This is a genomic window from Streptococcus mitis ATCC 6249 (assembly GCF_000146585.1).
GTDB classification, from domain to species: domain Bacteria; phylum Bacillota; class Bacilli; order Lactobacillales; family Streptococcaceae; genus Streptococcus; species Streptococcus mitis_AZ.
In genome coordinates this window covers 751,081-776,483 of record NZ_GL397179.1, presented here as the reverse complement: position 1 = coordinate 776,483, position 25,403 = coordinate 751,081, and the positions used below count along the sequence as shown (strand labels likewise).

The following is a 25,403-nucleotide window of genomic DNA, read 5'->3' as shown; positions in this document are numbered from 1 at the left end:
TCTTAGCTGATTCTCCATTTGAGATAGGCATCGATGAAACCATCTAGATCTCCATCCATAACCTTATCTACTTGGGCAACTTCAAAGCTCGTACGGTGATCTTTCACCATAGTATAAGGTGTGAAGACATAAGAACGAATCTGACTTCCCCAAGTGATTTCTTTTTTCTCACCTTTGAGGGAATCAACTTCTGCAGCTTTCTTTTCTTGCTCCATTTGATAGAGCTTAGCCTGCAACATCTTCATAGCACGATCTCTATTTCCATACTGGGTACGATCGACTGTCGATTGAACGACTGTCCCCGTAGGAATGTGCGTCAAACGCACACCTGTTGAAACTTTATTGACGTTCTGTCCACCAGCACCACCTGAACGGAAGGTATCCATTTTGATATCATCTTCACGAATCTCCACTTCGATGGTATCATCTAACTCAGGCATAACTTCCACAGAAGTAAACGAAGTGTGACGACGTTTAGCAGAGTCAAATGGCGAAATACGGACCAAACGGTGAACACCCATTTCCGACTTGAGAAGACCGTAGGCATTTGGACCTTCAAAGGACAAGGTCACAGACTTGATGCCCGCTTCATCACCAGCTTGGTAATCCAAGACTTCAACTTTAAAGCCTTTTGCATTTCCATAACGAGTGTACATACGAAGTAACATATCGCCCCAGTCCTGAGCCTCAGTCCCGCCTGAACCTGGATGAATTTCCAAAATTGCATTATTATGGTCATAAGGTTCTGACAAGAGAAGCGTCATCTCATAGCTGGTCATCATCTTATCCAACTCAGTTAGTTGCTCTACCAGTTCATCATGGACTGACTCGTCTTCTGCTAAAAAGTCTAATAAAATTTCAACTTCATCCTGCAACTCCTCCATTTTACAGAAGGTGTTGTAGGTGTTTTTTAATTCATTTAATTCTTGCGACGTTTTTTGGGCCGCAATATTATCGTTCCAAAAATCAGGTTCTGTCATCTTGTTCTCTAAGATGGCAATCTCTTCCTCTAAGCCTTCGAGGTCAAAGAGACCCCCTGAAAGAAGCTAATTTTTCACGATTTGCGTCAATTTTTTGACGAATTTCTGAAATGTCCATAAATACTCCTTTTCATATCGTTTTATTATACCATAATCTCTCATTTCTTTCCATATTTTGCTTTTTTATGCTTTTATTGCCCAAGAAAAAGAGGCTCTAAAGCCTCTGGTTTAAAGGATTTTTGCAGAGGTTCGAGCAATCTCCTCTACTTGAATTCCTTCTCTTTCAAATTTTTCTTTTAAGGAATCTAGGTCAATCATTCCATCAATTTGAACCTCAATGACAACCTTACCATCCTTACGAGGGATATTAACTGTGTGAGAAATATTCAAATTTTCCTCAACAATCAAGGTCACGATTTTTCCTAAAACTCCGACCTCGTTTTCCGTAATAAAACGAACACGAATCCCTTCTTCTCCATAACCAGCGATTTCCAAAAAGGCTTGGAAGACATCGCGATCCGTAATCACTCCATATACCTGCTGGTTATCAACAACCGGTAAAATGCCAATCTTGTTTTTCAACATCAGGTAGGTCGCATCCTCTAGGCTTGCGTATCCAGAAACTGTCACAACATCCCGAATCATGACGTCTTTAACTTTAGTCTTATTGAGAAGATAATTCATCTCGTAGATAGAAAGACTGGTTGCTTTAGATGGACTTGCCTCTGCGATGGTTCCTTCTGTAACAAGACCAACCAATTGATCATTTTCGATAACAGGTAAACGGTGCAAGCCTTGCTCGCGCATCAAATCTGCTGCGTGTGCTACAGTCGTATCAGGACTGATATAAACTACCTTGCGTGTCATAAAATCTTTAACTGCCATGAGACTTCTCCTTCTCTATTTCTACTTTCATTATACACTTTCTTAGACAATCAATCAAACGCTGTTAGATCTTTTAAAGATTCTAAAAAAGCTAACCTCTTACAAAAAAGAGCTCTGATTTCGAGCTCTGTGAATGAGGGATTAACAATCCTCATTCGGTTTTATTTCATCACTTAGGAAATTGCTACGCAATCTCTATCCGCCGACTAAAAAGGTCCCCCGGACTATAGAGGGATTGCGTGCGCAATCTCCATCCACAACCTAGACTAGTCTCCCAGACTAAAGGAGAATTGCTTACACAATTCTTATCCTCCGGCTAAAACAATCCACTGGATTGGATGATTACTTACGCAATCCTTATCCGCCGACTAAAAAGGTCCCCTGGACGTTAGGGGAATTGCTTTTGCAATTCTCATCCGCCGACTAAAACAATCCAGTGGTTCTGATGATTGCTACGCAATCTCTATCTGCCGACTAAAAAGGTCCCCCAGACGTTAGGGGAATTGCTTTTGCAATTCTCATCCGCCGACTAAAACAATCCACTGGATTGTTTTAGCCACCTAGATATGCTTTTCTGACTTCGTCTGATGCTGCGAGTTCTTTTCCTGTTCCTGATAGGACAATCTCACCTGTTTCAAGTACATAACCTCGGTCAGAGATAGCAAGGGCCTTGTTAGCGTTCTGTTCAATTAGGAGAACTGTTGTTCCTTGCTTCTGAATATCTTGAATGATATCAAAAATTTCCTGAATAAAGATAGGGGCAAGTCCCATTGACGGCTCATCCAAGAGAAGGAGCTTGGGCGTGGACATGAGAGCACGTCCCATAGCCAGCATCTGCTGTTCACCACCTGAAAGGGTAGCTGCATCTTGGTTTTTACGCTCTTCAAGACGAGGGAAACGTGAAAAGACTTTTTTCAAGTTGGCTTGATTTTCTTCACGATTTTTCTTTAAAAAGGCTCCCATTTCTAAGTTTTCCATAACAGTCAAACCCGGGAAAACATGGCGTCCCTCAGGAACTTGTGAAAGGCCACCTGCTACGATTTTTTGCGCTGGCAACTTTTGAATTTCTTTTCCTAAAAACTGAATTTTCCCAGCACTTGGACGAACCAAACCTGAAAGGGTACGAAGAATGGTTGTTTTACCAGCACCATTAGCACCAATCAAGGAAACAACTTCTCCTTCATTAACCTCGAAACTCACATCACGAACTGCTTGGATCATACCATAATGTACAGAGAGGTTTTCAACTTTTAACATAGACATTAGGCTTCACCTCCTAGATAAGCTTCGATAACACGTTTGTCGTTCTTGATCTCATCCGGAGTCCCATGAGCAATTAAACGACCATATTCAAGAACATAGATACGCTCAGTGACTTCCATAACCAAATTCATGTCGTGTTCAATGAGCATGATGGTAATTTTAAATTCGTCTTTGATACGACGGATTAGTTCTGTCAATTCAGCTGTTTCTTGTGGGTTCATCCCAGCTGCAGGTTCATCCAAAAAGAGGATTTTAGGTTCTGTTGCCAGAGCACGAACGATTTCTAATCGACGTTGTTGACCATAGGCCAGATTCTTCGCAAAAGTATCTGCGTCACCATCCAAATCAAAGATCTTCAGCAAGTCCAAAGCTTTGCTTTTTAATTCTTCTTCATTCTTATAAAAAGCTGGTAGGCGTAGAAAGCTCGCAAGGACATGTTGTTTATGATGATTGCTAAACGCAATCAAAACATTTTCCAAAACTGTCAAGTCCTTGAACAAACGAATATTTTGGAAAGTACGACTGAGTCCAAGTGAAGCAATCTTATAGGGAGTTTTCCCATTTAGGAGGTGACCATCTAGAGTCACAGTACCTTCACTTGGTTCATAAACACCAGTCAAGAGATTGAAAAGGGTTGTTTTACCAGCGCCGTTTGGTCCGATCAAACCAACCAATTCTCCCTCGTTCAATTCAAGAGTGACATCTCCAACAGCTGTTAGACCGCCAAAATGTTTGGTTAACTGTTTAACTTCAAGTAATGCCATTAGTTTTGTCCCTCCTTCTTAGATTTTTTAAAGAAACGTGATAGACTCAATTCCCATGTTCCAAGGAGTCCGCCTGGTCTGAAAATCATGACCAATACAAGAGCCAAAGCGTAGATAATCATACGTACGCTAGCTACATCTTGAAGGAGCATATTTAAAATTCCTAAAACAATCGCTGAAACGATGGTACCAGTAATAGATCCAAGTCCACCAAATACAACGATAATCAACACGTTGATGGAATTAATAAAAGTGTAATCTTTTGGGACAACAGAACCGATAAAACCGGCCTGAAGTGAACCAGCAATACTTGCTGTAATGGCACCAAAGACAAAAGCGATAATCTTGATCTTTGTAGTGTTTACCCCAACGGACTCAGCAGCAATCTCATCCTCACGAACAGATAGAGTCGAGCGTCCAATTGGACTACGTAAGAAGTTGAGAGTTGCAATAGTTGTGATCACCACAAATAGATAAACCATTTGCCAGTTGGTAAAGTTTGGAATACCCAAGATACCAGCGGCACCGTTGGTCAAACTTCCACCATTAATGATAAAGATACGAATGATTTCTGAAACACCTAGTGTCGCAACAGCCAGGTAGTCACCCTTCAAACGGAGTGTTGGAATCCCAACGAGCAAAGCAACTGCACCAGAAATCAAGGCTCCTATCAACATAGCACCAAAGAAGGCTCCATAGGTTGGTGATTTGGAACCAATAATCGCTGCTGCATAAGCCCCAATTGCCATAAAACCTGCATGACCAAGTGAGAATTGTCCTGAAAAACCAACGATTAAGTTCAAACCTACTGCAAGGATGATATTAATCCCAATTTGTTCTAAAATTTGTACATGGAATAGATTGAGAACACCAGCAGAAACCAGTACGCTAATCAATCCATAACCCGCTAACAGAAGGAATAACCAGAGAATATTTACTTTAAGATTTGTCTTCATTGTTTACACCTTCTCTTTCACATTCTTACCAAGGATACCCGCAGGTCGAACAATCAGAATCAAAAGCAAAATTCCATATACGATAGCATCACGGAAATCAGACATACCGAAGGCAGTTGCAAAAGTTTCCAACAAGCCAATCACAAATCCCCCTAGAGCTGCACCAGGAATAATCCCGATACCACCAAGTACAGCTGCAACGAATGATTTTAGACCTGGAGTCACACCCATCAAAGGTTCAAGAGAGTTGTAGTAAAGGGCAATGAGGACACCTGCTGCACCAGCAAGAGCTGAACCCAAAGCAAAGGTAAAGCTGATTGTACGATTTACATTAATTCCCATCAATTGAGCTGCATCACTATCAACTGATACAGCACGCATGGCTTTCCCCATTTTTGTTTTTTTGACGATCAATTGCAATAAAACCATTAACAATATAGAAACTGCTAAAATCATCAATTGAACATTTGTCAAACTAATTGGGCCAAAATCAAAGCGGATTGTTTCAATCGCTTGAGGGAAAGCACGAGTATTGGCCCCTACTAGATAAACCATCCCATATTCCAGTAGGAAGGACACTCCGATGGCGGTTATCAATACAGAAATACGTGTAGAGTTTCGCAGAGGACGGTAGGCAAGAAATTCGATCACAACACCAAGTAGTGCAGTTCCCGCCATTGAAATAATTAAAGCTAAAAAGAAATTCATTTGGAAAGAATTAATCAAAAAGTAACCAATAAAGGCACCCATCATATAAATATCACCGTGGGCGAAGTTAATGAGTTTGATAATTCCATAAACCATGGTATAACCTAGGGCCAAAAGTGCATAAACACTACCCAGAATTAGACCATTCACAAGTTGTTGGAGCATAGCATTCACTCTTTTCTATCCTTATTTTTTAGAAAATTTCATTATTTTCACAAGTTCATAAACACCGAAACAGGGAGTGAGTCAAAGGCTCATTCCCCATTTCAAGTACTATTCTAATGTTATGGTTTTACAACTTCTGCTTCTTCAACTTTACCATTGTTCATGGTCATCATGTAAGCAGTTTTCACTGTATTGTGGTCAGCATCAAAGCTTGTTTGACCAGTTACACCATCAAAATCTTTGGTTTTAGCAAGGTTGTCCTTGATTTCACCTGAGTTTTTAGCACCTTTTGCAGCATTTGCTACTAGGTAAACTGAGTCATAGGCTAAAGCTGAGAATGTTGAAGGTTCTTCATTGTATTTAGCACGATATGCTTCAAGGAAAGCTTTAGCTTTTGCAGAAACGTCAACTGTGGTTGAGAATCCTGAGATGAAGTAAATGTTTGATGCTCTTTCAGCAGTTGCTTGTTGAACAAATTCTTCACCGTTGAATCCATCACCACCAACGATTGGTTTATCAATTCCCATACCACGAGCTTGGTTTACAATTTTACCAGCTTCTGTGTAGTAACCTGGAACAACGATAGCGTCAAACTCTTTCCCTTTCATTTTAGTAAGGGCTGCTTGGAAGTCTGTATCACCTGCTACAAAAGTTTCATCTGCTACAATCTCACCCTTGTAGGATTCACGGAATGATTTAGCAATACCTTTAGCATAGTCACTAGCATTATCAGTATAAAGAACAACCTTCTTAGCATTCAATTTATTTGTTACATAGTTAGAAATAATCTTCCCTTGGAAGCTATCTTGGAATGTTCCAATAAATAAGTAATCTTGACCTTTAGTCAAACCGTCTTGTGTAGCACTTGGTGAAATCAATGGCACTCCAGCTTTAGTAGCGTTAGCTACAGCTGCAGCAGTTGCACCAGATGTCGCAGGTCCTACAATAGCTGCTACTTTTGATTGGGTAACAAGGTTTGTTGTAACAGAAGCTGCTTCAGCAGTTTCTGACTTGTTGTCTTTGTCAACAACTTCGATTTTTTTTCCATCGATTCCACCTGCAGCGTTGATTTCGTCTACAGCAAGTTGGGCACCTTTTTGTTCAGCTGTACCGTATGCAGCTACAGCACCTGTCTCTTCAAAGTTAAAACCAATTTTGATTGTTTTTTCGTCTACTGGATTTCCAGTTGTGTTTGACGCTCCTGACTTAACTTCTCCACAGGCAGCAAGAAGGGCCACACTAGCAAGAGCCACAAAAGATAGGGCAAATTTTTTCTTCATTTTTAATCTCCTTATAGTCGTTTCAAAAATTGTATGTTAAGAATATACCGAATTATCAGAAAATTGTCAATACATTTAATTAATTTTTTAAATGATAACGTTTTCTTCATTGCGATAGAGATTGCCAACAAAGGGAGTCTCTAACTCTTGAATATGACAAGGCCTTACCTTTTTGATAAATCGTTCCTTAGCTAATTTCTCAACCAAGTTTTCTAGAGTCTCAGTCGGAACATAAAGTTGCAGGTAGCGATGCTTTTTCGAATGATAGAAAATGTCTCCATATTCTTGTAGTTTTTTCGCATCTCTATTATAGTAGAGATAGATGATTAATCCTGATCGATTTGTTTTTTCAAACATGAGGAAGCCTCTTTCTAAGAAATCTTATCCTATTATATCAAAAAAAGCAAACTCCGTCGAGTTTGCTTTCATGCATTATTAGTTCAAAGAATTGTTGGCCATGATTTCATCAATAAAGCCATATTCAAGCGTTTCTTGGGCACTCATCCAGTAATCACGTTCCGCGTCTGCATGAATTTGCTCGACTGATTTACCAGAGTTATCTGCAAGGATTTGCTCCAAAGTCTTACGAGTTTTGAGCAAGTGCTCTGCAGCGATTGCCATATCTGTCTGTTGGGTACCACCACCTGTACCACCCATTGGTTGGTGAATCATGTACTCTGCATTTGGAAGCATGAAGCGTTTGCCTTTTGCACCACTTGATGCGATGACAGTACCCATAGATGCAGCCATCCCCATAACGATAGTTTGGACATCCGCTTTGATAAAGTTCATGGTATCAACGATTGCCAAACCAGCTGAAACAGAGCCCCCAGGTGTATTGACATAAAGGTAAATATCTTTTGTGCTGTCTTGGGCATCCAAGAAGAGCAACTGGGCGATAACGGAGTTGGCCATGTTGTCTTCAACTGGACCTGTTAGCATGATGATGCGGTCTTTCAGAAGACGAGAGTAAATGTCATAGGAACGTTCTCCACGGCTTGTTTGTTCAATAACTACAGGAATCATTCATTTCTCCTTTTATGTTTTATGTTGAATTTTCTTAGTCTTACGACTCAATACAAAACTATTATATCTTTTTGGTCAAAAAAGGTCAAATTTTTGCTCTATTCTCTAAACAGAAACAAAAACTCAACCTCCTTTCAAGTCAAAAACGAACTTCTAGTTTCAATATTTACTTCGGAATTTTATTTAGTACCGAACAAGCGGTCTCCAGCATCTCCAAGACCTGGAACGATATAACCGTGTTCGTTCAAGCGTTCATCCAAGGCTGCTGTAAAAATTTCTACATCTGGGTGAGCTTCTTGAAGAGCTTTCACTCCTTCTGGAGCAGACACTAGACAGACAAACTTGATGTTTGATGCTCCACGTTTTTTGAGGGAATCTACAGCCAAGATTGCTGATCCACCTGTTGCAAGCATTGGATCGACGACAAAGATTTGACGTTGGTCTATGTCCTCAGGCAATTTCACCAAGTATTCAACTGGTTGAAGGGTTTCTTCATCACGGTACATACCGATGTGACCAACTTTGGCTGCTGGAACCAAGCTCAAGAGCCCATCTACCATCCCGATACCTGCGCGCAAGATTGGGACAATCGCCAATTTTTTACCAGCCAATTGTTTTTGAACGGTCTTTGTAATAGGTGTTTCGATTTCAACGTCTTCAAGTGGAAGATCACGAAGTACTTCATATCCCATCAACATTGCAATCTCATCTACTAGCTCACGAAAAGCTTTTGTAGAAGTATCTGTACGTCGCAAGATTGACAATTTGTGTTGAATGAGTGGATGATTAATGACTTCAATTTTTCCCATTTTCTGAATTCCTTCTTTCAATTTATTCTTCTTATTATATCAAAAAACGGTTTAAAAAGCTTTCTAAACCATTTATTTTAATTAATTTTTAAATCAAATCTGCCTCTTGAAGAGCTGCCTGAACAGTCTCTAATGGTAGATGGGTCAACTCGGTGCCTTTATCTTGATAAAGGTACTGGGCATAGTCATCCATTCGGTACTGGTTGATATAAACCACGCGCTTGCAACCAACCTGTAGCAGTTGTTTGGTGCAGTTCAGACAAGGGAAATGGGTCACATAGGCTGTAAATCCTCTTGGAACCCCTCGTTCAGCTCCTTGTAAAATGGCATTGACCTCGGCGTGAAGGGTTCGGACACAGTGTCCTTCAATAACTAGACATTCGTGGTCAATACAGTGCTCAGTTCCTGATACAGAACCATTGTAGCCTGTTGAAATGACCTTATTATCCTTAACAAGGACAGCTCCCACCTTGGCACGTTTGCAGGTCGAACGATTGGCAATCAGTAAGGCTTGAGCCGCAAAGTACTCATCCCAAGCCAGTCTTTTTTCTGTCATAAGTCTTCTCCTTTTCCTCTATTTTTTGAAAAATGGCAAGCGTAAATCAGCAATCTTTTCAGCCGGAACCTTCATGCCATCCTTGATCCATTTGAGCAGAACCGATACGATGGCAGAACTCCAAAAGGAATGAAGGTAGCTGCTAACGCCTTTTGACTTTCCGTGGTATTTTTCTAGAAATTCCTGCATGGCTTGGACGAAAATCTTTTCCAAATGGTAGTCCAGAGCAAGTTGGATAACCTTGGCTTCTTTCTTGGCTGCGCGGAAAAGGTGTACCCAGACCAGATAAAGGTCTGTTTTGACATCGTAATGGCTCAACTGTTCCATGATGTTATGGACAGTGCGTTTAAAGACGCTTTCCAAAATCTCTTCTTTAGAACCATAATTGCGATAGAAGGCAGCGCGAGAGACACCCGCCCGCTTGACCAGCTCTGAAATACTGATCTTGGCCAAATCTTTTTTCTCTAGAAGTTGCAAAAGAGCCGTCTCGATTGCTTCTCTGGTCAAGAAATTGGATTCTTGATTTGATTTTCTGAGATTTTCAAGAGATTTTTCAGATATTTTACGTTCAGACATAACAATTTCTTTCTACTTGTGACAACAGAGAGGTGGTACTTTTGTTTCAAGGGCTTTCATGATATAATTGTAAAAAAAGACAGAACCTTTGTCAATGTATAAGTGACAAAGATGGAGAATTTCTATGACTTGGAAGATTGTAGCTGACTCTGGTTGTGATTATCGTCAACTGCCTACTCTTGCTATCGATACTGAATTTGTGAGTGTTCCTTTAACCATTCAAGTAGCTAATCAGGTCTTTATCGATGATGCCAATCTCGACATTAACCACATGATGGAAACCATGTATGCGACTTCTGAGGCTTCAAAATCAGCCTGTCCTAGCCCTGATGATTACTTGCGTGCATTCGAAGGAGCCAAGCATATCTTTGTCGTTACTATCACTGGTGCTCTTTCTGGCAGTCATAATAGTGCGCAACTTGCTAAGAATATCTACCTTGAAGAACATCCTGACACTCAGATTCATGTTATTGATAGTTTATCTGCAGGTGGGGAAGTTGACTTGATTGTCGAAAAAATCAATGAATTGATTGATCAAGGACTTTCTTATGAGGAGATTGTTGAAGCTATCACAGCCTACCAAGAAAAAACCAAGTTGCTCTTTGTCCTCGCTAAGGTCGATAACTTGGTAAAAAATGGTCGTTTAAGCAAGCTTATCGGTACAGTTGTTGGTCTTCTCAACATCCGTATGGTCGGAGAAGCGAGTAATACTGGAACCCTAGAACTGCTCCAAAAGGCTCGTGGACCAAAAAAATCCCTTCAAGCAGCCTATGAAGAACTCATCAAGGCTGGCTATGCTGGTGGTCGTATCGTCATGGCTCATCGCAGCAATGAAAAATTCTGTCAGCAATTGTCAGAACGCTTGCTGGAAACATTCCCACAAGCTGAAATTAAGATTCTTCCAACATCTGGTCTCTGCAGTTTTTATGCAGAAGATGGCGGTTTGTTGATGGGATATGAAATCAACTAAGATTATAAGCAACAAGAGATGCCAAGCATCTCTTGTTTTTTGTGGTACAATAGAGCTATGAAACATTTTGATACTATTGTCATCGGTGGAGGGCCTGCTGGCATGATGGCTACCATTTCCAGTAGCTTTCATGGTCAGAAAACTCTTCTCATCGAAAAAAATCGGAAACTCGGAAAAAAATTAGCTGGTACTGGTGGTGGCCGTTGCAATGTCACCAATAACGGAAGCTTAGATGACCTTCTGGCTGGAATTCCTGGAAATGGACGCTTTCTATACAGTGTCTTCTCCCAGTTTGATAACCATGATATCATCAACTTTTTCACGGAAAACGGTGTTAAACTCAAGGTTGAAGACCACGGCCGCGTCTTTCCTGCCAGCGACAAATCGCGGACTATTATCGAGGCCCTAGAAAAGAAAATCACTGAGCTAGGAGGTCAAGTTGCTACTCAAACGGAGATTGTTTCTGTTAAAAAGATAGACGACCAGTTTGTCCTTAAGTCCGCAGACCAAACCTTCACTTGTGATAAACTCATTGTCACAACAGGTGGTAAGTCTTATCCTTCGACTGGGTCTACTGGCTTTGGTCACGAGATTGCTCGTCATTTTAAGCACACCATTACCGAGCTTGAGGCTGCTGAAAGTCCTTTATTGACAGATTTTCCACATAAGGACTTGCAGGGAATTTCACTGGATGATGTGACCTTAAGCTATGGTAAGCATGTCATCACTCATGATCTGCTCTTTACTCACTTTGGTTTGTCAGGCCCTGCTGCCCTACGCATGTCCAGCTTTGTCAAGGGTGGCGAAATCCTTTCACTGGATGTCTTGCCTCAACTTTCAGTGGACGACTTAGTAACATTTCTAGAAGAAAATCGAGAAAAATCCTTGAAAAATGCTTTGAAAACTTTACTTCCGGAACGCTTGGCTGAGTTTTTTGTACAAGGATTTCCTGAAAAAGTTAAACAGCTGACTGAAAAAGAACGCGAGCAACTGCTCCAGTCTATCAAGGCTCTCAAAATTCCTGTCACTGGTAAAATGTCATTGGCTAAGTCCTTTGTCACCAAAGGTGGTGTCAGTCTTAAGGAAATCAACCCTAAAACCCTTGAAAGTAAGCTGGTACCTGGTCTCCACTTTGCTGGCGAGGTACTGGATATCAATGCCCACACGGGTGGCTTTAACATCACTTCTGCCCTCTGTACCGGCTGGGTGGCTGGAAGTCTGCATTATGATTAAAAATCAAAGGGTGTAAAAAATGAATAGAAGAGAATCAGTTGAATTTGTCAACATGTGTATGATTCAAAACGGAGACAAGGTGCTGGTCCAAGACAGAGTTAGCCCTGACTGGCCTGGTATTACTTTTCCTGGCGGGCATGTTGAACGTGGCGAATCCTTTGTCGATGCAGTCATTCGTGAAGTGAAAGAAGAAACTGGTCTGACCATTTCCAAACCCCAACTCTGTGGTATTAAAGACTGGTATGACGACGAGGATTATCGTTATGTCGTCCTTTTTTACAAGACAAAACACTTTACTGGTGAACTCCAGTCTTCAGACGAAGGAAAGGTATGGTGGGAGAATTTTGAAAATCTTTCTCATCTAAAACTTGCAACTAAGGATATGTCTGATATGCTTCGTGTTTTTTTGGAAGATGATCTCAGTGAATTCTTTTACTACAAAGACGGTGACGACTGGCTTTATGACTTGAAGTAAAAAATAGGCTAGGAAATTCCTAGCCTATTTATTCTGCATTTGTCCGAACGTAAGCTGCAATGGCATCTGATGTGTATTGAGCTGTACCAGGTCCAAACTTGTCAATGTTTTCCTTAAACTCTGGGTTGTAGACGTAGCCTTTACCGATATGACCGAAGACTTCAATAGAGCAGTCAAATCCATAAGTACGAATGGCTTGCAAGAGCTTGGCTGCTTGCTCTTGGTTTTCAGTTGCTGTTGCAGGTAAACCAGCTTGAAGATTTTGTGCCAAAGTTTGAAAGACTTGGTTAAAAGCGGCCGTAGACTCATCTTCAAGACCTTTTTGTCGCTCGAGGGCTTGATCCATGACTTCTTGCCCATATTTCTCTACCGCTTCTTGGTGATATTTTTGGTTGTCTTGATAGCTAAATCCAGTAAATTTTTCCTCAATAGTCATTTTTCTTTCTCCTTTTTGTTCTTGAATGGTTTTTTGCAAGGTGGAAATCAAGGTATCCAGATGTTGCCTTTCTCGAGTCAAATAGTCCAACTGTCTAGTCAAGTGAGGCAACAAATCTGATCTATCTTCCTTTAATAGCTCTGCTATTTTTTCTAAAGAAAAGCCTAGATATTTGTAATACAGAATAACCTGAAGGCGTTCCAAATCCTCCTGACTGTAGGTTCGATAGCCGTTTTCCGACTTTAAAGGAACCAAAATTCCTATCTTATCGTAGTGGTGCAGGGTCTTGACAGAGACACCTGAAAGCTGCGCAGCTTCTTTTATATGGTACATGATTTCCTCCTTACAATGATAGTATAACCCCTCCCCTTAGGTCAGAGTCAAGCGTTTTTGAGAAAAATTTTTAACTTTTTGAGAAAGGTGTGAAAACTTGAAAATGGATTTCTTGACAGACCTTTGAAAACATGATAGGATAGTCAAGTCTATCAATCAAACAGAAGGCTCATAAAGAGCCATTGAGAGAAGGCTATTTGACAACTCAAGTAGCCTTTTCTTATTTTAAAAAACGAGATTGGAGTTTCAACTATGTCAGAAAAATCGCAATGGGGCTCGAAACTAGGCTTTATTCTAGCATCTGCTGGTTCAGCAATCGGACTTGGAGCCGTTTGGAAGTTTCCCTACATGACTGCTGCTAATGGCGGTGGAGGCTTTTTACTGGTCTTTCTCATTTCCACTATTTTAATTGGTTTCCCGCTCCTGCTTGCTGAGTTTGCCCTTGGCCGTAGTGCTGGTGTTTCTGCTATCAAAACCTTTGGAAAACTGGGCAAGAATAGCAAATACAATTTTATCGGTTGGATTGGTGCCTTTGCCCTCTTTATCCTCCTCTCCTTTTACAGTGTCATTGGAGGATGGATTTTAGTCTATCTAGGCATTGAGTTTGGAAAATTGTTCCAACTCAGCGGAACGGGTGATTACGCTCAGTTATTTACTTCAATCATTTCAAACCCAGCCATTGCCCTAGGAGCTCAAGCTGTCTTTATCTTATTGAATATCTTTATTGTATCACGTGGGGTTCAAAAAGGAATCGAAAGAGCTTCAAAAGTCATGATGCCCCTGCTCTTTATCATCTTTGTCGTGATTATTGGGCGCTCTCTCAGCTTGCCAAATGCCATGGAAGGCGTTCTCTACTTCCTCAAACCAGACTTCTCAAAACTAACTAGTGCTGGCTTCCTTTATGCCCTGGGACAATCTTTCTTTGCCCTTTCATTAGGGGTCACAGCCATGCTGACCTATGCATCCTACTTGGATAAGAAAACCAATCTGGTCCAATCAGGGATTTCCATCGTAGCCATGAATATCTCTGTGTCCATCATGGCAGGTCTAGCCATTTTTCCTGCTATGTCAGCCTTCAACATCCAATCCGAGGGTGGACCAAGCCTGCTCTTTATCGTCTTGCCTCAACTCTTTGACAAGATGCCTTTTGGAACCATTTTCTACATCCTCTTCCTCTTGCTCTTCCTTTTTGCGACAGTCACTTCATCTGTCGTGATGCTGGAAATCAATGTGGGCAATATCACCAATCAGGACAACAGCAAGCGGGCTAAGTGGAGTGCCATTTTAGGAATCTTGACCTTTGTTTTTGGAATTCCTTCAGCCCTATCTTACGGTGTCATGGCGGAAGTTCACATTTTTGGTAAAACCTTCTTTGACGCCATGGATTTCTTGGTTTCCAATCTCCTCATGCCATTTGGAGCCCTCTGCCTTTCTCTCTTTACAGGCTATATCTTTAAGAAGACACTTGCCATGGAGGAACTCCATCTTGATGAAAGAGCATGGAAACAAGGACTTTTCCAAGTCTGGCTCTTCCTCCTTCGTTTCGTCATTCCAATTATCATCATTGTGGTCTTTATCGCCCAATTTATGTAAGCAAAAAGGACTTGAGTAGTGAACTCAGGCCCTTTCTTTTTTTTATGGATGACTAACAATCAATTCCAAACCTTGCCCTTCCAAGGTCCAAGCTTCAACATCGCTTGGTAGGATAAAGTGGCTACCTTTTTGGATTGGATAATTTTTCCCGTCAACAGTAAGCTGACCTTGACCAGCCAAGACGCTGAACAGGCTGTAGTCAGCTGTCTTTTCAAAATCAACTTTTCCAGTAACTTCCCACTTGTAAACGGCAAAGAATTCATTGGATACAAGTAGAGTGGAACGTAAATCATCAGCTTTGATAGTTACAGGACGGCTATTTGCTGGTTCACCAATGTTCAAGACATCGATGGATTTTTCAAGGTGAAGTTCACGCAAGTTGCCCTTGTCATCCTTACGGTCAAAGTCATAGACACGATAGGTTGTATCACTAGACTGTTGGGTTTCAAGAATCAAGATTCCCGCCCCGATAGCGTGCATGGTTCCACTTGGTACATAGAAGAAATCTCCAGCCTTAACAGGGACTTTTGTTAATAGACCATCCCAGTCTTTAGCTTCGATTTGCTGACGGAGTTCTTCTTTTGACTTGGCATTGTGGCCATAGATAATCTCTGAACCTTCGTCTGCTGCGATGATATACCAGCATTCGGTTTTTCCAAGTTCGCCTTCATGCTCGAGTCCATAGGCATCGTCTGGGTGAACTTGGACGCTGAGCCAGTCATTGGCATCGAGAATTTTGGTCAACAGTGGAAATACTGGTTCTGGACGGTTGCCAAACAACTCACGGTGTTCCGCATAAAAAGTAGCAAGGTCTGTTCCCTCGTAGCGTCCATTGGCTACCTTAGAAACTCCATTTGGGTGGGCTGAGATAGCCCAGTATTCCCCGATTTTTTCACTTGGAATTTCGTAACCAAACTCATCACGTAGCTTGGTCCCACCCCAGATTTTTTCTTGCATAACTGATTGTAAAAATAATGGTTCTGACATGTCGATCTCCTGTCTGATTTTTCTCCCCTCATTATAGCAAAAAAAGAGTTCGAATTGAACTCTTTTTCCTATCTTATAAAGTAGGGAGAAGATTTTGTAAAAATAGTAACGAAATAATCTTTTACTTGATGGAGGAACCTCTAAAGCAACACTCAGAAAGCTCGCTATCAACGGCTGTTTTCCTCAACTCTCATTAGACTTCCTTTACTTGAGAATCTATTTTTATGTACAAAAAAAGACTGAAAACACTCTTATTTTTAAATTAAAGCTGTGATAGCCGTTACTAGGCCAAAAACGATACCCGGTGCATTAGCAGCCGCAAGGGGAATATCTCTTTCTTTCTTGAAAAGACCGTAGTAAACCCATAGACTACAGTTGATGGCTGCGACCAAGGGTTGGATGAAGTTTCCTTTTTGACCAGCCAAGTTGTTCATGATTTGTGGGAAGTAAGACACATACATCATAACGGACATGAAGGTCGCTACCCAACCCAAAATTTTCATTTGTTTTTCAGACATTTTCAAAATCTCTTTCATTTTTATGAATCATATTTTATAATCTTTTTTCAAAACAATCAAGACTTTGAAGCTTTTGTTATGAAGTTGTAAACTATCACAATCTTGTGATAAGAAAGAGGAAACAGAAAAAGACCGGATTACTCCGATCTTTTAATAATTCACATTCTCAATTTCTGTTTTAAAAATAGCTAAGGTTAACGTCAAATGACTACGCGCCCTATTTCATACGATAAAAATCAATCACAAGACCAGCAGGGCCTTTAACTAGTAGAGACTCCGTTCCCCAATCCGTTTCACAAGGACCGTGTAAAATCTCGACACCAAGTTCTTTCAATCGTCGATAGTTCTGGTCCACATCCTCAACCTCGATATGAAGAATGATTCCTGACTGAAACTTTTCCAAAGAAACCAAATGACTTTGTGACAACATGAGACAATGACTGCCAATCGTAAACTGAGCAAAACTGTCATCAACATAATCGGACTTTTTATCCAAAATACGCTCCAAGTCAGCACAAACTTGGGGAACATCTGAAACGATAATATCTAATTGATTTAAATTCATTTACTCTCCTCCATAAAAAGACCGGATTGTTCCGATCTTTTTAAATTCCACGAAGGAATTATTTAATTGCGCGTGATTGCAATCCTTCTTCTTCCAAGAAGAGGCGGAATGGTACGAGTTCTTCTGCTTCGTATTTTTCCTTGAAGGCTTTGATTGCTTCTTCTGAGTGAAGTTTTGGATCCAATTCAAGTACTTCTACTGGAAGTGGACGATGTTGAGAGATGCGAGCATCGATCACAACAGTTTTACCTTCTTTGTTCAATTTAACAGCTTCTGCAACAACTGCATCGATATCTTCGATACGGTCAACTGTAAATCCAACAGCTCCTTGAGCTTCAGCGATTTTCGCATAGTCAGCATTAGGGAAGTCACAACCAAACAAGTGTTTGTTTGTGTCTTCGTATTTGTCCTTGATGAAGGCATATTTACCATTTGAGAAGACAACGTTGATAACTGGAAGGTCGTATTGAACGTTTGTGATAACGTCTGGGTAGCACATGTTGAATGCACCGTCACCCATGATGTTCCATACTTGGCGATCTGGATTGTCTTTCTTAGCAGCGATACCACCAGGAAGGGCAATACCCATTGTCGCAAAGAGTGGAGATGTACGCCACATGTTCTTAGGTGTCATGTGAAGGTGACGAGTAGATGTTTGAGTAGTGTCACCTACGTCGATTGAGTAGATAGCGTCTTGATCAGCATGTTTGTTGATTGCATTGTAAACTTGGTACAATTGCAATTCACCCTCAGTTTTACCTTCGAGTTTGTTCATGTAATCACGCCAGTTTTGGTTGTTCTTCACGTTTGCACGCCACCATGGAGTAGACTCAACTGGGTTTACTTTGTCAAGGATTGCTTTCGCTGCTTGACCTGCATCACCAAGGATAGAAGCGTCAAGGGCATGACGTTTACCAAGTTTGTAAGGGTCGATATCTACTTGGATGAATTTTTCAGTGTTCTTGAAGGCTTCGTAAACTTCAGCAAATGGGAAGTTTGAACCAAGGAAAAGAACTGTGTCTGCTTCGAAGACCACTTCGTTGGCTGGTTTCCAACCAACACGGTAAGCAGAACCTGTCAACCCTTCGTAGTTCCATTCGAAAGCTTCAAAGTTTTTACCAGTTGTGATGATTGGTGCTTTGATTTTACGTGACAATTCAGTAATCACTTCACCAGCTTTGACACCACCGTAACCAGCGTAGATAACTGGACGTTCAGCATTGTTCAAGATTTCAACAGCTTTGTTGATTTCAACTTCGTTCAAGGCAGGAGCGATGAATGAACGCTCGTATGAACCTGAACCGTAGTATGAGTTTTCGTCGATTTCTTGGAAACCGAAGTTTACTGGGATTTCAACAACAGCTGGACCTTTTTTAGAAACTGCAGCACGGCAAGCTTCGTCAATAACTTTTGGCAATTGTTCAGCGTAAGCTACACGTTTGTTGTAGACAGCTACTCCGTGGTACATTGGGTTTTGGTTAAGCTCTTGGAAAGCATCCATGTTAAGTTCGTTAACTGGACGTGATCCAAGGATAGCAAGGAATGGAGTGTTGTCCATAGCTGCATCGTAAACACCGTTAATCAAGTGAGTCGCACCTGGACCACCTGAACCCACTGCAACCCCGATTGAGCCACCGAATTTAGCTTGCATAACCGCAGCAAGAGCACCTGTTTCTTCGTGGCGAACTTGCAAGAAGCGGATATCTTTGTCTTCAGCCAAAGCGTCCATCAATGAGCTGAGTGTTCCTGATGGGATACCGTAGATTGTGTCTACGCCCCATGTTTTCAATACGTTGAGCATTGCTGCTGATGCAGTAATTTTCCCTTGAGTCATTATAACTCTCCTTCAAATATTTTTAAAATTTGATTCATCCGTTTTCATATACTAATTGGAAACGTTTCAGCAAATTTTTACTCTACTACTTTACCATAATTGTTTTTTGTCTCCTAAAAATGTGCTCAGAAGTTTTTATTCTCTATTACAGTACAGTTTGAAAGCGTTTTTCAGAACTGTTTTATAATACTCAATGAAAATTAAAGACCAAACTAGGAAACTAGCCGCAGGTTGCTCAAAGCACAGCTTTGAGGTTGCAGATAAAGTTGACGTGGTTTGAAGAGATTTTCGAAGAGTATAAAAAGCGAGCAAGCCCGCTTTTTAGTCTATCTTAGTAACGTTTAGCATGAGTGAACTGATCAAAACAGATACAGAGCTAAAGGCCATGGCTAGACCTGCCAGTTCTGGGTTGAGCACCAGACCAATACCAGAAAAAACTCCTGCTGCAATCGGAATTCCGATGACATTGTAGATAAAGGCCCAGAAAAGATTGAGCAGAATTCGATTAAAGGTTTTCTTACTCATGTCAAAGGCACGCACCACACCTAGGAGGTTATTAGTTGTCAACACCAAATCTGCTGACTCGATGGCAATATCTGTTCCAGCTCCCATAGCAATTCCCACATCCGCTACACTGAGGGCAGGAGCGTCATTGATACCATCACCAACAAAGGCTACTTTTCCAGCTTGTTGCAGTTTATGGATTTCATGGGCTTTTTCTTCTGGCAATACACCTGCAATGACCTCTTCAATGCCAATCTGATCTGCAATGGCACGCGCCACGCCAGCATTATCCCCTGTCAGCATGACTGTTTTAAGACCTCGTTTTTTCAACTGACTGATGGCAAGTTTAGCATTTTCCTTAGGAATATCTTGTAGTGCAAGCAAGCCTTTGATTTCATTGTCAACAGCCAAGAACACAACTGTCTTAGCTTCTTTTTCCAGTTCTTCTAGTTTTCCTTGATAAGTGCTAGAAATGTTCATGCCATCCAGCATTTTAGCATTTCCAAGCAAGACTTGTTTCCCATTGATTTGCCCTGAGACACCTTTTCCGTGCAAGGCTTGGAAATTTTCAACAGTTTGAATCTCAAGTCCAGCTTCACTCGCTCTTTTGACAATAGCTTGAGCCAGTGGGTGTTGAGAGGCTTCTTCTAAAGAAGCTGCTAAGCCAAGTACTTCTGTCTCATCACCAATAATATCAGTGACAACTGGTTTTCCTTCCGTCAAAGTCCCGGTCTTATCAAAGACAATAGTTTGAACTTTCTGGATTTCCTGTAGAACCGTTCCATTTTTGAGGAGAACCCCCATCTTGGCACTGCGACCTGTTCCCACCATAAGAGCTGTCGGTGTTGCAAGTCCTAGTGCACAAGGACAAGCGATAATCAAAACTGCCACCCCATAAAGGAGAGAGGTCACAAAGCTAGCCTCAAGCAAGACAAACCAAACCCAAAAAGTCAGAATCGCTAAAATGACAACTGCTGGGACAAAAATCCCTGAAATCTTATCCGTCAAGTCCTGAATCGGTGCTCGGCTGGTCTGGGCTTTCTTCACAAAGTCCACAATCTGTGCCAAAACCGTCTCTGAGCCAACTTTTTCTGCTTTAAAAACAAGCGTTCCGCTATTATTGATGGTGGAGCCAATGACAATATCTCCAACGGTTTTATCCACCGGCAGGCTCTCACCTGTCACCATGGATTCGTCAATACTGGACACACCTTCGACTACAACCCCATCAACCGCAATCTTTTCACCGGGACGCACTCGAATCAGATCACCTACCTTGACTTGCTCCAAAGGAACTTGTACATAGCTATCTTCACGCAAGACTTCTGCTGTTTTAGCCTGCAAGTCCAGTAATTTCTCCACAGCTTGGGAAGTGTTTTTCCGCATTTTCTCCTCAAAAACGGCCCCCAAAAGAACGAAGAAGAGGATAAATGCAGCACTTTCAAAGTAAACGGGGAGACCAGCGAAGAGGGCAATTAAGCTATAGAAATAGGCCACTAGGGTTCCCAGTGCCACCAAGGTATCCATGTTGGCATTGTGTTTTTTAAAGCTAGCCCAAGCACTCTGGATATAAGGACCACCGGCCACTAGCATGATAGGCGTTGTGGCTAAAAAGGTGCCCCAATGCATAACTGGATGACTGATAGTCCCTGTCAACATCCCAATCATGAGAAAAACAAGAGGCAGGGTAAAGATGCTAGTAATCCAAAAACGTTGCAAAAGTGACAAAGATTTTCGAGTCTTCTCAACTACGGTGTAGCTTCCCTTTTGCATCTTCATGCCACATGAAAATTCATGTTGCCCCAACTCTTGAGGTGTAAAACGAATTGTCTTCTCCTCGTCCACGCCGATTGGTTCCAAGATGCCTTCTTCTTCAAAAAGGATTTCCTTGTAACAGTTTGAAGGCGTGGTACGATGAAAGGTAATCTCAGCCGGAATCCCTTTTTGAAGCTGGATATGGGCAGGATGATAGCCTTTTTCAGCTGTGATATGGATTTTTTGAATGCCATTTTCCAGGCTTGCTTTCACAATTTTTGTCATCGTTTCCTCCTACTCTACAATCATCTTACCGTGCATCATGTTCATACCACATGCAAAGCCAAACTCTCCAGCCTGCTCAGGAGTGATTTCCACTACATACTCCTCACCCATAGGAAGATCCGCATGCACACCAAAATCTGGAAAGACGATCTGATCCAGACAGGGTGACGGGTCCTTGCGGTCAAAGACAATACGGGCTGGAACTGATTTTTTAAGAATAATCAATTCAGGAGTATACCCTCCCATGACTTCCACTCGAATCTCTTGGTAGCCCTTTTTTTGCTGGGCCTTTTGTCCAGATTTTTCAGGCTTTTTGAAAAACCAAAACAAGATAAATGCGATAAGGGTAATACAAATAATGGTTACAATACTATTTAACATGACATCTCCTTTACATACAATTACATTTAACTTCAGCAACTGCCCTGGCTTTCTTTTCAGAAATCACAGCTTCCAAATCTGCCAAGTCAGCCAAAGTAAAATCACATTCGACAATCAAATCAGCCAACAAGTTCTTAATCCTACGAGAACAAACCTTGTCTTTGATATCTTGGACAAGCAAATCCCGACTTTGGTCTAGATTAAAAAGCGCCGAATAGACAAAGGACTTGCCTTCTTTTTTCCTCGTCAGACACTCTTTCTCTACTAAGCGAGCCAAAAGAGTCTGAATGGTCGACTTGGACCAGTCGAACCGCTCCGCTAAAACCCTGATCAAATCGCTACTGGTCTGCTCTCCCTGCATCCAAACAATCTTCATAACCTGCCATTCTGCATCTGAAATCTGCATAATCACACCTCCTGAATCTACATTTGTCAATTACAGTTATTAGTATACTCTCAAAATCTACATTTGTCAACTATAATTTTTATTATTTTTTCGAAAAATAGAATTATAATCATGTAACGAGAGATTTGCAGTCAAATTTTACTATATAAACTATAAAAATATGCTATACTGGAGAAAAAAGAAAACAACCACTAGGGGTGCGTAAAGCTGAGATTAACGACTGTTAGATCCCTTTGACTCAATCTAGGTAATGCTAGCTGATGGAAGTGGAAAATAGTGAGGACTATCTGGTCTTCTATTACTTTCCTGAAACATACTAGCTTGTTCTTAAGAATACAAACTTTAGTTGGTTGGGAGGTTTCAGATGACTTATTTACCCGTTGCTCTAACTATTGCAGGGACTGACCCTAGTGGCGGTGCTGGCATTATGGCTGACTTAAAGTCGTTCCAAGCTAGAGATGTCTATGGAATGGCCGTTGTGACCAGTCTTGTCGCTCAAAATACCAGAGGCGTTCAATTAATCGAGCACGTCTCCAACCAAATGCTGAAAGCTCAATTGGAGAGTGTCTTTTCGGATATCAAACCTCAGGCTGTAAAAACAGGGATGTTGGCAACTACTGAGATCATGGAGATCATCCAACCCTATCTTAAAAAGCTGGACTGTCCCTATGTGCTGGACCCTGTAATGGTTGCTACGAGTGGGGACACCCTGATTGATTCTAGTGCCAGAGACTACCTAAAAACAAATCTGCTTCCCCTTGCAAGCATTATCACACCCAATCTTCCTGAGGCAGAAGAGATTGTTGGTTTTTCAATCCATGACCCTGAAGACATGCAGCGTGCTGGTCGCCTGATTATAAAAGAATTTGGTCCTCAGTCTGTTGTTATCAAAGGTGGCCATCTTGAAGGTGGTGCCAAAGACTTCCTCTTTACCAAGGATGAACAATTTGTCTGGGAAAGTCCAAGAATTCAAACTTGTCACACCCATGGTACTGGATGTACCTTTGCTGCTGTGATTACGGCTGAACTAGCCAAGGGCAGAAGTCTTTATCAGGCAGTTGATAAGGCCAAGGCCTTTATCACGAAAGCCATCCAAGACGCTCCTCAACTCGGACATGGTTCTGGCCCAGTCAACCATACAACTTTTAAAGATTAAGAAAAAAACTCTCTAGTTCCCTCAATAAGGAAATTAGAGAGTTTTTGATTAGGAAATCATGTCATCCAGCTTTGTTAAAAAGGCGTGCGCTTTTGCCTCAATATCTTCTGCCTGCATCAAATCACGTACGACAGCTACTCCAGCTATACCCGTGCCGATAAGTTGGTCAATATTCTCTGACGTCAAGCCTCCGATAGCAACTACTGGAATGGCGACCGTTTGGCAAATTGTTTTCAAGGTTGAAATCAGGGTAATGGGTGCATTTTCTTTGGTCGTAGTCGGGAAAATGGCTCCTGTTCCCAAGTAATCCGCACCTGATGTTTCTGCTTCGAGAGCTCTATTAACTGTTTTAGCAGTGACACCGAGGATTTTTTCAGGACCCAAGACTTTGCGGGCAACCGAAACTGGTAGTTCATCGTCGCCGATATGCAGACCTGCAGCATCTACTGCAAGACAAACATCCAACCGATCATCGATAATCAAGGGGACCTGATAGGCATCTGTTATTTCTTTAACTTGTTTTGCCAAGTGATAGTATTGATTGGTTGTGAGATTTTTTTCTCGTAATTGGACAATGGTAACACCTGAACGGCAGGCCGTCTCAACTTTTTCAAGAAAGCTTCCCAAGGAATCTTGGTAGCGATTGGTTACTAGATACAGTCTAAGTGCTTCTCTATTCATAAAAGTCTCCTTTGATGGCTTCTAGCCAATTTTCGTCTCTTTTTAGGAGAGAGAGTTGATTGAGAACTTGGTAACGAAAATCTTCTAATCCCATTCCTTGAACAAGAATTCTCTCAGCAGCGATATTGAGATAAGAGACCGCTAGACAAGAAGCTTCAAAGGCAGTCTTTCCTTGACTGAGAAAAACGGCTGTCAAGGCTCCAACCAGGTCTCCTGTCCCTGTTATCCAGTCTAATTCTGCACAGCCATTTCCCAATATTGCAATCTGATTCTCCGAAACGATGAGGTCCTTGGGGCCAGTGACTAAGAATGACATACCAGGATAAAGCTGACACCAGTCTTTCAAGACTTGAAGCAAATCCTCCGTTTCTTGATCTTTATGGCTAGCGTCAACTCCAACTCCGTGGTGCTTTAAGCCAACAAGACTTCGGATTTCTGACATATTTCCTTTAAGGACCGTGGGCTTGTATTCTAAAAGATCTCTGACTAGATCCTTACGAATGGGGGAAGCCGCAACGCCAACTGCATCTACTACCATTGGGAGACAAGCTTGAGCTGCATAAGTAGCTGCCATGCGGATTGCTTTCTCCTTCTCAGCTGACAAATGCCCCAAATTGATGAAGAGAGCTTGGCTTTGTTTGGTAAAATCAAGGACCTCACGGGGATCATCTGCCATGACAGGTTTAGATCCCAGAGCCAAAATGCCATTGGCCAGCATCTCACAGGAAATCTCATTGGTGATGCAGTGAATTAAGGAGCTAGAGGTTAGAGGAAAGGGATTTGTAAATTCCTGCATCAGTCTATCCTTTCTCCAAAGAAATATCCTTGTACTTTTTTAAAGAATTCCTGCTTGATTAAAAATCGAAAGGCAAGAAAAGCTATGGCTGTACCGATCAAGGTTGCTCCGAAAAATCGCGGAGTATAGATAAACCAGCTGAGCTTGGCCGCAGATCCCGTAAAGAGAACCATGACAGGATAGGAAACAATGGAACCGATAATCCCTGTTCCCAAAATCTCTCCTAGGGCAGAATAATGAAATTTTCGACCGTACTTATAAAAGAGACCTGCAAGGAGGGCTCCAAAAGTAGCTCCTGTGAGCGCCAAGGGCGGAATGCCTTGAGTAGACATACGGATAAAGGCTGTGACTGTAGCCATGACCAAGGCATAAACAGGCCCCATCAAGATTCCTGCAAGAATGTTGACTACACTGGACATTGGTGCCATCCCTTCAATTCGAAAGATGGGTGTAAGAACTACGTCAAGGGCAATCATCATGGATAAAATGGTTAATTTGTGAACTTGAAGTCGGTGGTTTCTCATTTT

28 protein-coding genes and 1 riboswitch are annotated in these 25,403 nt (G+C 41.6%); of the genes, 5 read left to right on the top strand and 23 right to left on the bottom strand.

Annotated features, from left to right (window positions below):
• Positions 1 to 2: 2 nt before the first annotated feature.
• From prfB to HMPREF8571_RS05505, 12 genes are all read right to left on the bottom strand, one after another.
• Positions 3 to 1,098, bottom strand: a protein-coding gene (prfB, locus tag HMPREF8571_RS05560; RefSeq protein WP_141553699.1) for a peptide chain release factor 2 whose coding sequence is annotated in 2 segments (ribosomal slippage) — positions 3 to 1,025 and positions 1,027 to 1,098 — 1,095 coding nt in all. Because the reading frame shifts where the segments join, the coding sequence is not laid out codon by codon here.
• Positions 1,099 to 1,208: 110 nt separating this feature from the next.
• Positions 1,209 to 1,865, bottom strand: coding sequence for a CBS domain-containing protein (locus HMPREF8571_RS05555; protein WP_000268651.1), 657 nt, complete (start codon positions 1,863 to 1,865; stop codon positions 1,209 to 1,211).
• Between the two features lie 552 nt (positions 1,866 to 2,417).
• Positions 2,418 to 3,128 (bottom strand): ABC transporter ATP-binding protein, encoded by a 711-nt coding sequence (locus HMPREF8571_RS05550; protein ID WP_000062206.1) that lies wholly within the window; start codon positions 3,126 to 3,128, stop codon positions 2,418 to 2,420.
• Positions 3,128 to 3,892, bottom strand: a complete 765-nt coding sequence (locus HMPREF8571_RS05545) for an ABC transporter ATP-binding protein (protein ID WP_001186012.1) — start codon at positions 3,890 to 3,892, stop codon at positions 3,128 to 3,130. The genes HMPREF8571_RS05550 and HMPREF8571_RS05545 overlap by 1 nt, the downstream gene beginning before the upstream one ends.
• Positions 3,892 to 4,848, bottom strand: coding sequence for a branched-chain amino acid ABC transporter permease (locus tag HMPREF8571_RS05540; RefSeq protein ID WP_000856258.1), 957 nt, complete (start codon positions 4,846 to 4,848; stop codon positions 3,892 to 3,894). The genes HMPREF8571_RS05545 and HMPREF8571_RS05540 overlap by 1 nt, the downstream gene beginning before the upstream one ends.
• Positions 4,849 to 4,851: 3 nt before the next feature.
• On the bottom strand, positions 4,852 to 5,721 hold the full coding sequence (locus tag HMPREF8571_RS05535) for a branched-chain amino acid ABC transporter permease (RefSeq protein WP_000941416.1): 870 nt from the start codon (positions 5,719 to 5,721) through the stop codon (positions 4,852 to 4,854).
• Between the two features lie 119 nt (positions 5,722 to 5,840).
• Positions 5,841 to 7,001 (bottom strand): ABC transporter substrate-binding protein, encoded by a 1,161-nt coding sequence (locus tag HMPREF8571_RS05530; RefSeq protein WP_000726126.1) that lies wholly within the window; start codon positions 6,999 to 7,001, stop codon positions 5,841 to 5,843.
• 87 nt (positions 7,002 to 7,088) lie between these two features.
• Entirely contained in the window at positions 7,089 to 7,358 is a 270-nt protein-coding gene (locus tag HMPREF8571_RS05525) for a YlbG family protein (protein ID WP_000462111.1), read from the bottom strand.
• A 78-nt stretch (positions 7,359 to 7,436) separates the two neighbouring features.
• Positions 7,437 to 8,027 carry an ATP-dependent Clp protease proteolytic subunit ClpP gene (clpP, locus tag HMPREF8571_RS05520; RefSeq protein WP_000613466.1) on the bottom strand — a complete coding sequence of 197 codons (591 nt, stop codon included), beginning with the start codon at positions 8,025 to 8,027 and terminating at the stop codon, positions 7,437 to 7,439.
• A gap of 179 nt (positions 8,028 to 8,206) precedes the next feature.
• On the bottom strand, positions 8,207 to 8,836 hold the full coding sequence (gene upp, locus HMPREF8571_RS05515) for a uracil phosphoribosyltransferase (protein WP_000515974.1): 630 nt from the start codon (positions 8,834 to 8,836) through the stop codon (positions 8,207 to 8,209).
• Positions 8,837 to 8,924: 88 nt separating this feature from the next.
• Positions 8,925 to 9,392 (bottom strand): deoxycytidylate deaminase, encoded by a 468-nt coding sequence (locus HMPREF8571_RS05510; protein ID WP_000136991.1) that lies wholly within the window; start codon positions 9,390 to 9,392, stop codon positions 8,925 to 8,927.
• A gap of 18 nt (positions 9,393 to 9,410) precedes the next feature.
• Positions 9,411 to 9,968, bottom strand: coding sequence for a TetR/AcrR family transcriptional regulator (locus HMPREF8571_RS05505; protein ID WP_000003902.1), 558 nt, complete (start codon positions 9,966 to 9,968; stop codon positions 9,411 to 9,413).
• A 124-nt stretch (positions 9,969 to 10,092) separates the two neighbouring features.
• Between HMPREF8571_RS05505 and HMPREF8571_RS05500 the strand changes: the two genes are divergently transcribed.
• Genes HMPREF8571_RS05500 through HMPREF8571_RS05490 form a run of 3 tightly spaced genes read left to right on the top strand, consistent with a single transcriptional unit; the run spans position 10,093 to position 12,646 of the window.
• Positions 10,093 to 10,938 (top strand): DegV family protein, encoded by an 846-nt coding sequence (locus HMPREF8571_RS05500; RefSeq protein WP_000219958.1) that lies wholly within the window; start codon positions 10,093 to 10,095, stop codon positions 10,936 to 10,938.
• 57 nt (positions 10,939 to 10,995) lie between these two features.
• Positions 10,996 to 12,171 (top strand): NAD(P)/FAD-dependent oxidoreductase, encoded by a 1,176-nt coding sequence (locus HMPREF8571_RS05495; protein ID WP_004239943.1) that lies wholly within the window; start codon positions 10,996 to 10,998, stop codon positions 12,169 to 12,171.
• A 19-nt stretch (positions 12,172 to 12,190) separates the two neighbouring features.
• On the top strand, positions 12,191 to 12,646 hold the full coding sequence (locus tag HMPREF8571_RS05490) for an 8-oxo-dGTP diphosphatase (RefSeq protein WP_004239942.1): 456 nt from the start codon (positions 12,191 to 12,193) through the stop codon (positions 12,644 to 12,646).
• Positions 12,647 to 12,674: 28 nt separating this feature from the next.
• On the opposite strand, the gene HMPREF8571_RS05485 is transcribed toward HMPREF8571_RS05490, so the two are convergent.
• Positions 12,675 to 13,415, bottom strand: coding sequence for a MerR family transcriptional regulator (locus HMPREF8571_RS05485; RefSeq protein WP_000274760.1), 741 nt, complete (start codon positions 13,413 to 13,415; stop codon positions 12,675 to 12,677).
• 252 nt (positions 13,416 to 13,667) lie between these two features.
• Between HMPREF8571_RS05485 and HMPREF8571_RS05480 the strand changes: the two genes are divergently transcribed.
• Complete coding sequence (locus HMPREF8571_RS05480) at positions 13,668 to 15,008, top strand: sodium-dependent transporter (RefSeq protein ID WP_004239940.1); 1,341 nt, start codon at positions 13,668 to 13,670, stop codon at positions 15,006 to 15,008.
• A 42-nt stretch (positions 15,009 to 15,050) separates the two neighbouring features.
• On the opposite strand, the gene manA is transcribed toward HMPREF8571_RS05480, so the two are convergent.
• From manA to HMPREF8571_RS05445, 7 genes are all read right to left on the bottom strand, one after another.
• Positions 15,051 to 15,995 carry a mannose-6-phosphate isomerase, class I gene (manA, locus tag HMPREF8571_RS05475; RefSeq protein WP_001294325.1) on the bottom strand — a complete coding sequence of 315 codons (945 nt, stop codon included), beginning with the start codon at positions 15,993 to 15,995 and terminating at the stop codon, positions 15,051 to 15,053.
• 257 nt (positions 15,996 to 16,252) lie between these two features.
• Positions 16,253 to 16,513 (bottom strand): SemiSWEET family transporter, encoded by a 261-nt coding sequence (locus tag HMPREF8571_RS05470; RefSeq protein ID WP_001291473.1) that lies wholly within the window; start codon positions 16,511 to 16,513, stop codon positions 16,253 to 16,255.
• Positions 16,514 to 16,730: 217 nt separating this feature from the next.
• Positions 16,731 to 17,078: a VOC family protein gene (locus tag HMPREF8571_RS05465; protein WP_001052646.1), complete on the bottom strand. Its 348-nt coding sequence runs from the start codon at positions 17,076 to 17,078 to the stop codon at positions 16,731 to 16,733.
• 58 nt (positions 17,079 to 17,136) lie between these two features.
• On the bottom strand, positions 17,137 to 18,912 hold the full coding sequence (gene spxB / locus HMPREF8571_RS05460; protein ID WP_000191792.1) for a pyruvate oxidase: 1,776 nt from the start codon (positions 18,910 to 18,912) through the stop codon (positions 17,137 to 17,139).
• A gap of 321 nt (positions 18,913 to 19,233) precedes the next feature.
• Complete coding sequence (locus HMPREF8571_RS05455) at positions 19,234 to 21,456, bottom strand: heavy metal translocating P-type ATPase (protein ID WP_000161822.1); 2,223 nt, start codon at positions 21,454 to 21,456, stop codon at positions 19,234 to 19,236.
• Between the two features lie 9 nt (positions 21,457 to 21,465).
• Complete coding sequence (locus HMPREF8571_RS05450) at positions 21,466 to 21,837, bottom strand: cupredoxin domain-containing protein (RefSeq protein WP_000935072.1); 372 nt, start codon at positions 21,835 to 21,837, stop codon at positions 21,466 to 21,468.
• A gap of 10 nt (positions 21,838 to 21,847) precedes the next feature.
• Complete coding sequence (locus HMPREF8571_RS05445) at positions 21,848 to 22,243, bottom strand: CopY/TcrY family copper transport repressor (protein ID WP_001167221.1); 396 nt, start codon at positions 22,241 to 22,243, stop codon at positions 21,848 to 21,850.
• Positions 22,244 to 22,426: 183 nt separating this feature from the next.
• Positions 22,427 to 22,525: riboswitch (TPP riboswitch) on the top strand.
• Between the two features lie 82 nt (positions 22,526 to 22,607).
• Here HMPREF8571_RS05445 and thiD point away from each other — a divergent pair.
• Positions 22,608 to 23,399, top strand: a complete 792-nt coding sequence (gene thiD / locus HMPREF8571_RS05440; protein WP_000221728.1) for a bifunctional hydroxymethylpyrimidine kinase/phosphomethylpyrimidine kinase — start codon at positions 22,608 to 22,610, stop codon at positions 23,397 to 23,399.
• Between the two features lie 48 nt (positions 23,400 to 23,447).
• On the opposite strand, the gene thiE is transcribed toward thiD, so the two are convergent.
• From thiE to thiW, 3 genes are read right to left on the bottom strand one after another with little or no spacing between them, the layout of a single operon-like run.
• A complete protein-coding gene (thiE, locus tag HMPREF8571_RS05435; protein ID WP_001078213.1) occupies positions 23,448 to 24,080 on the bottom strand; it encodes a thiamine phosphate synthase in 633 nt (210 codons plus the stop codon).
• On the bottom strand, positions 24,073 to 24,876 hold the full coding sequence (locus tag HMPREF8571_RS05430; protein ID WP_001155203.1) for a hydroxyethylthiazole kinase: 804 nt from the start codon (positions 24,874 to 24,876) through the stop codon (positions 24,073 to 24,075). The genes thiE and HMPREF8571_RS05430 overlap by 8 nt, the downstream gene beginning before the upstream one ends.
• Entirely contained in the window at positions 24,876 to 25,400 is a 525-nt protein-coding gene (gene thiW, locus HMPREF8571_RS05425; protein ID WP_001244067.1) for an energy coupling factor transporter S component ThiW, read from the bottom strand. Before thiW ends, HMPREF8571_RS05430 begins: the two co-directional genes overlap by 1 nt.
• Between the last annotated feature and the right edge of the window lie 3 nt (positions 25,401 to 25,403).

Bases quoted from the DNA above. Each gene is read 5' to 3' on its own strand.
- thiE (WP_001078213.1), bottom strand. From the start codon at position 24,080: ATGAATAGAGAAGCACTTAGACTGTATCTAGTAACCAATCGCTACCAA.
- manA (WP_001294325.1), bottom strand. From the start codon at position 15,995: ATGTCAGAACCATTATTTTTACAATCAGTTATGCAAGAAAAAATCTGG.
- HMPREF8571_RS05505 (WP_000003902.1), bottom strand. From the start codon at position 9,968: ATGTCTGAACGTAAAATATCTGAAAAATCTCTTGAAAATCTCAGAAAA.
- HMPREF8571_RS05555 (WP_000268651.1), bottom strand. From the start codon at position 1,865: ATGGCAGTTAAAGATTTTATGACACGCAAGGTAGTTTATATCAGTCCT.
- clpP (WP_000613466.1), bottom strand. From the start codon at position 8,027: ATGATTCCTGTAGTTATTGAACAAACAAGCCGTGGAGAACGTTCCTAT.
- HMPREF8571_RS05550 (WP_000062206.1), bottom strand. From the start codon at position 3,128: ATGTCTATGTTAAAAGTTGAAAACCTCTCTGTACATTATGGTATGATC.
- HMPREF8571_RS05455 (WP_000161822.1), bottom strand. From the start codon at position 21,456: ATGACAAAAATTGTGAAAGCAAGCCTGGAAAATGGCATTCAAAAAATC.
- HMPREF8571_RS05500 (WP_000219958.1), top strand. From the start codon at position 10,093: ATGACTTGGAAGATTGTAGCTGACTCTGGTTGTGATTATCGTCAACTG.
- HMPREF8571_RS05445 (WP_001167221.1), bottom strand. From the start codon at position 22,243: ATGCAGATTTCAGATGCAGAATGGCAGGTTATGAAGATTGTTTGGATG.
- thiW (WP_001244067.1), bottom strand. From the start codon at position 25,400: ATGAGAAACCACCGACTTCAAGTTCACAAATTAACCATTTTATCCATG.
- thiD (WP_000221728.1), top strand. From the start codon at position 22,608: ATGACTTATTTACCCGTTGCTCTAACTATTGCAGGGACTGACCCTAGT.
- HMPREF8571_RS05480 (WP_004239940.1), top strand. From the start codon at position 13,668: ATGTCAGAAAAATCGCAATGGGGCTCGAAACTAGGCTTTATTCTAGCA.
- HMPREF8571_RS05495 (WP_004239943.1), top strand. From the start codon at position 10,996: ATGAAACATTTTGATACTATTGTCATCGGTGGAGGGCCTGCTGGCATG.
- HMPREF8571_RS05545 (WP_001186012.1), bottom strand. From the start codon at position 3,892: ATGGCATTACTTGAAGTTAAACAGTTAACCAAACATTTTGGCGGTCTA.
- HMPREF8571_RS05430 (WP_001155203.1), bottom strand. From the start codon at position 24,876: ATGCAGGAATTTACAAATCCCTTTCCTCTAACCTCTAGCTCCTTAATT.
- HMPREF8571_RS05450 (WP_000935072.1), bottom strand. From the start codon at position 21,837: ATGTTAAATAGTATTGTAACCATTATTTGTATTACCCTTATCGCATTT.
- upp (WP_000515974.1), bottom strand. From the start codon at position 8,836: ATGGGAAAAATTGAAGTCATTAATCATCCACTCATTCAACACAAATTG.
- HMPREF8571_RS05490 (WP_004239942.1), top strand. From the start codon at position 12,191: ATGAATAGAAGAGAATCAGTTGAATTTGTCAACATGTGTATGATTCAA.
- HMPREF8571_RS05510 (WP_000136991.1), bottom strand. From the start codon at position 9,392: ATGACAGAAAAAAGACTGGCTTGGGATGAGTACTTTGCGGCTCAAGCC.
- HMPREF8571_RS05530 (WP_000726126.1), bottom strand. From the start codon at position 7,001: ATGAAGAAAAAATTTGCCCTATCTTTTGTGGCTCTTGCTAGTGTGGCC.
- HMPREF8571_RS05540 (WP_000856258.1), bottom strand. From the start codon at position 4,848: ATGAAGACAAATCTTAAAGTAAATATTCTCTGGTTATTCCTTCTGTTA.
- HMPREF8571_RS05525 (WP_000462111.1), bottom strand. From the start codon at position 7,358: ATGTTTGAAAAAACAAATCGATCAGGATTAATCATCTATCTCTACTAT.
- HMPREF8571_RS05465 (WP_001052646.1), bottom strand. From the start codon at position 17,078: ATGAATTTAAATCAATTAGATATTATCGTTTCAGATGTTCCCCAAGTT.
- HMPREF8571_RS05535 (WP_000941416.1), bottom strand. From the start codon at position 5,721: ATGCTCCAACAACTTGTGAATGGTCTAATTCTGGGTAGTGTTTATGCA.
- HMPREF8571_RS05470 (WP_001291473.1), bottom strand. From the start codon at position 16,513: ATGTCTGAAAAACAAATGAAAATTTTGGGTTGGGTAGCGACCTTCATG.
- HMPREF8571_RS05485 (WP_000274760.1), bottom strand. From the start codon at position 13,415: ATGTACCATATAAAAGAAGCTGCGCAGCTTTCAGGTGTCTCTGTCAAG.
- spxB (WP_000191792.1), bottom strand. From the start codon at position 18,912: ATGACTCAAGGGAAAATTACTGCATCAGCAGCAATGCTCAACGTATTG.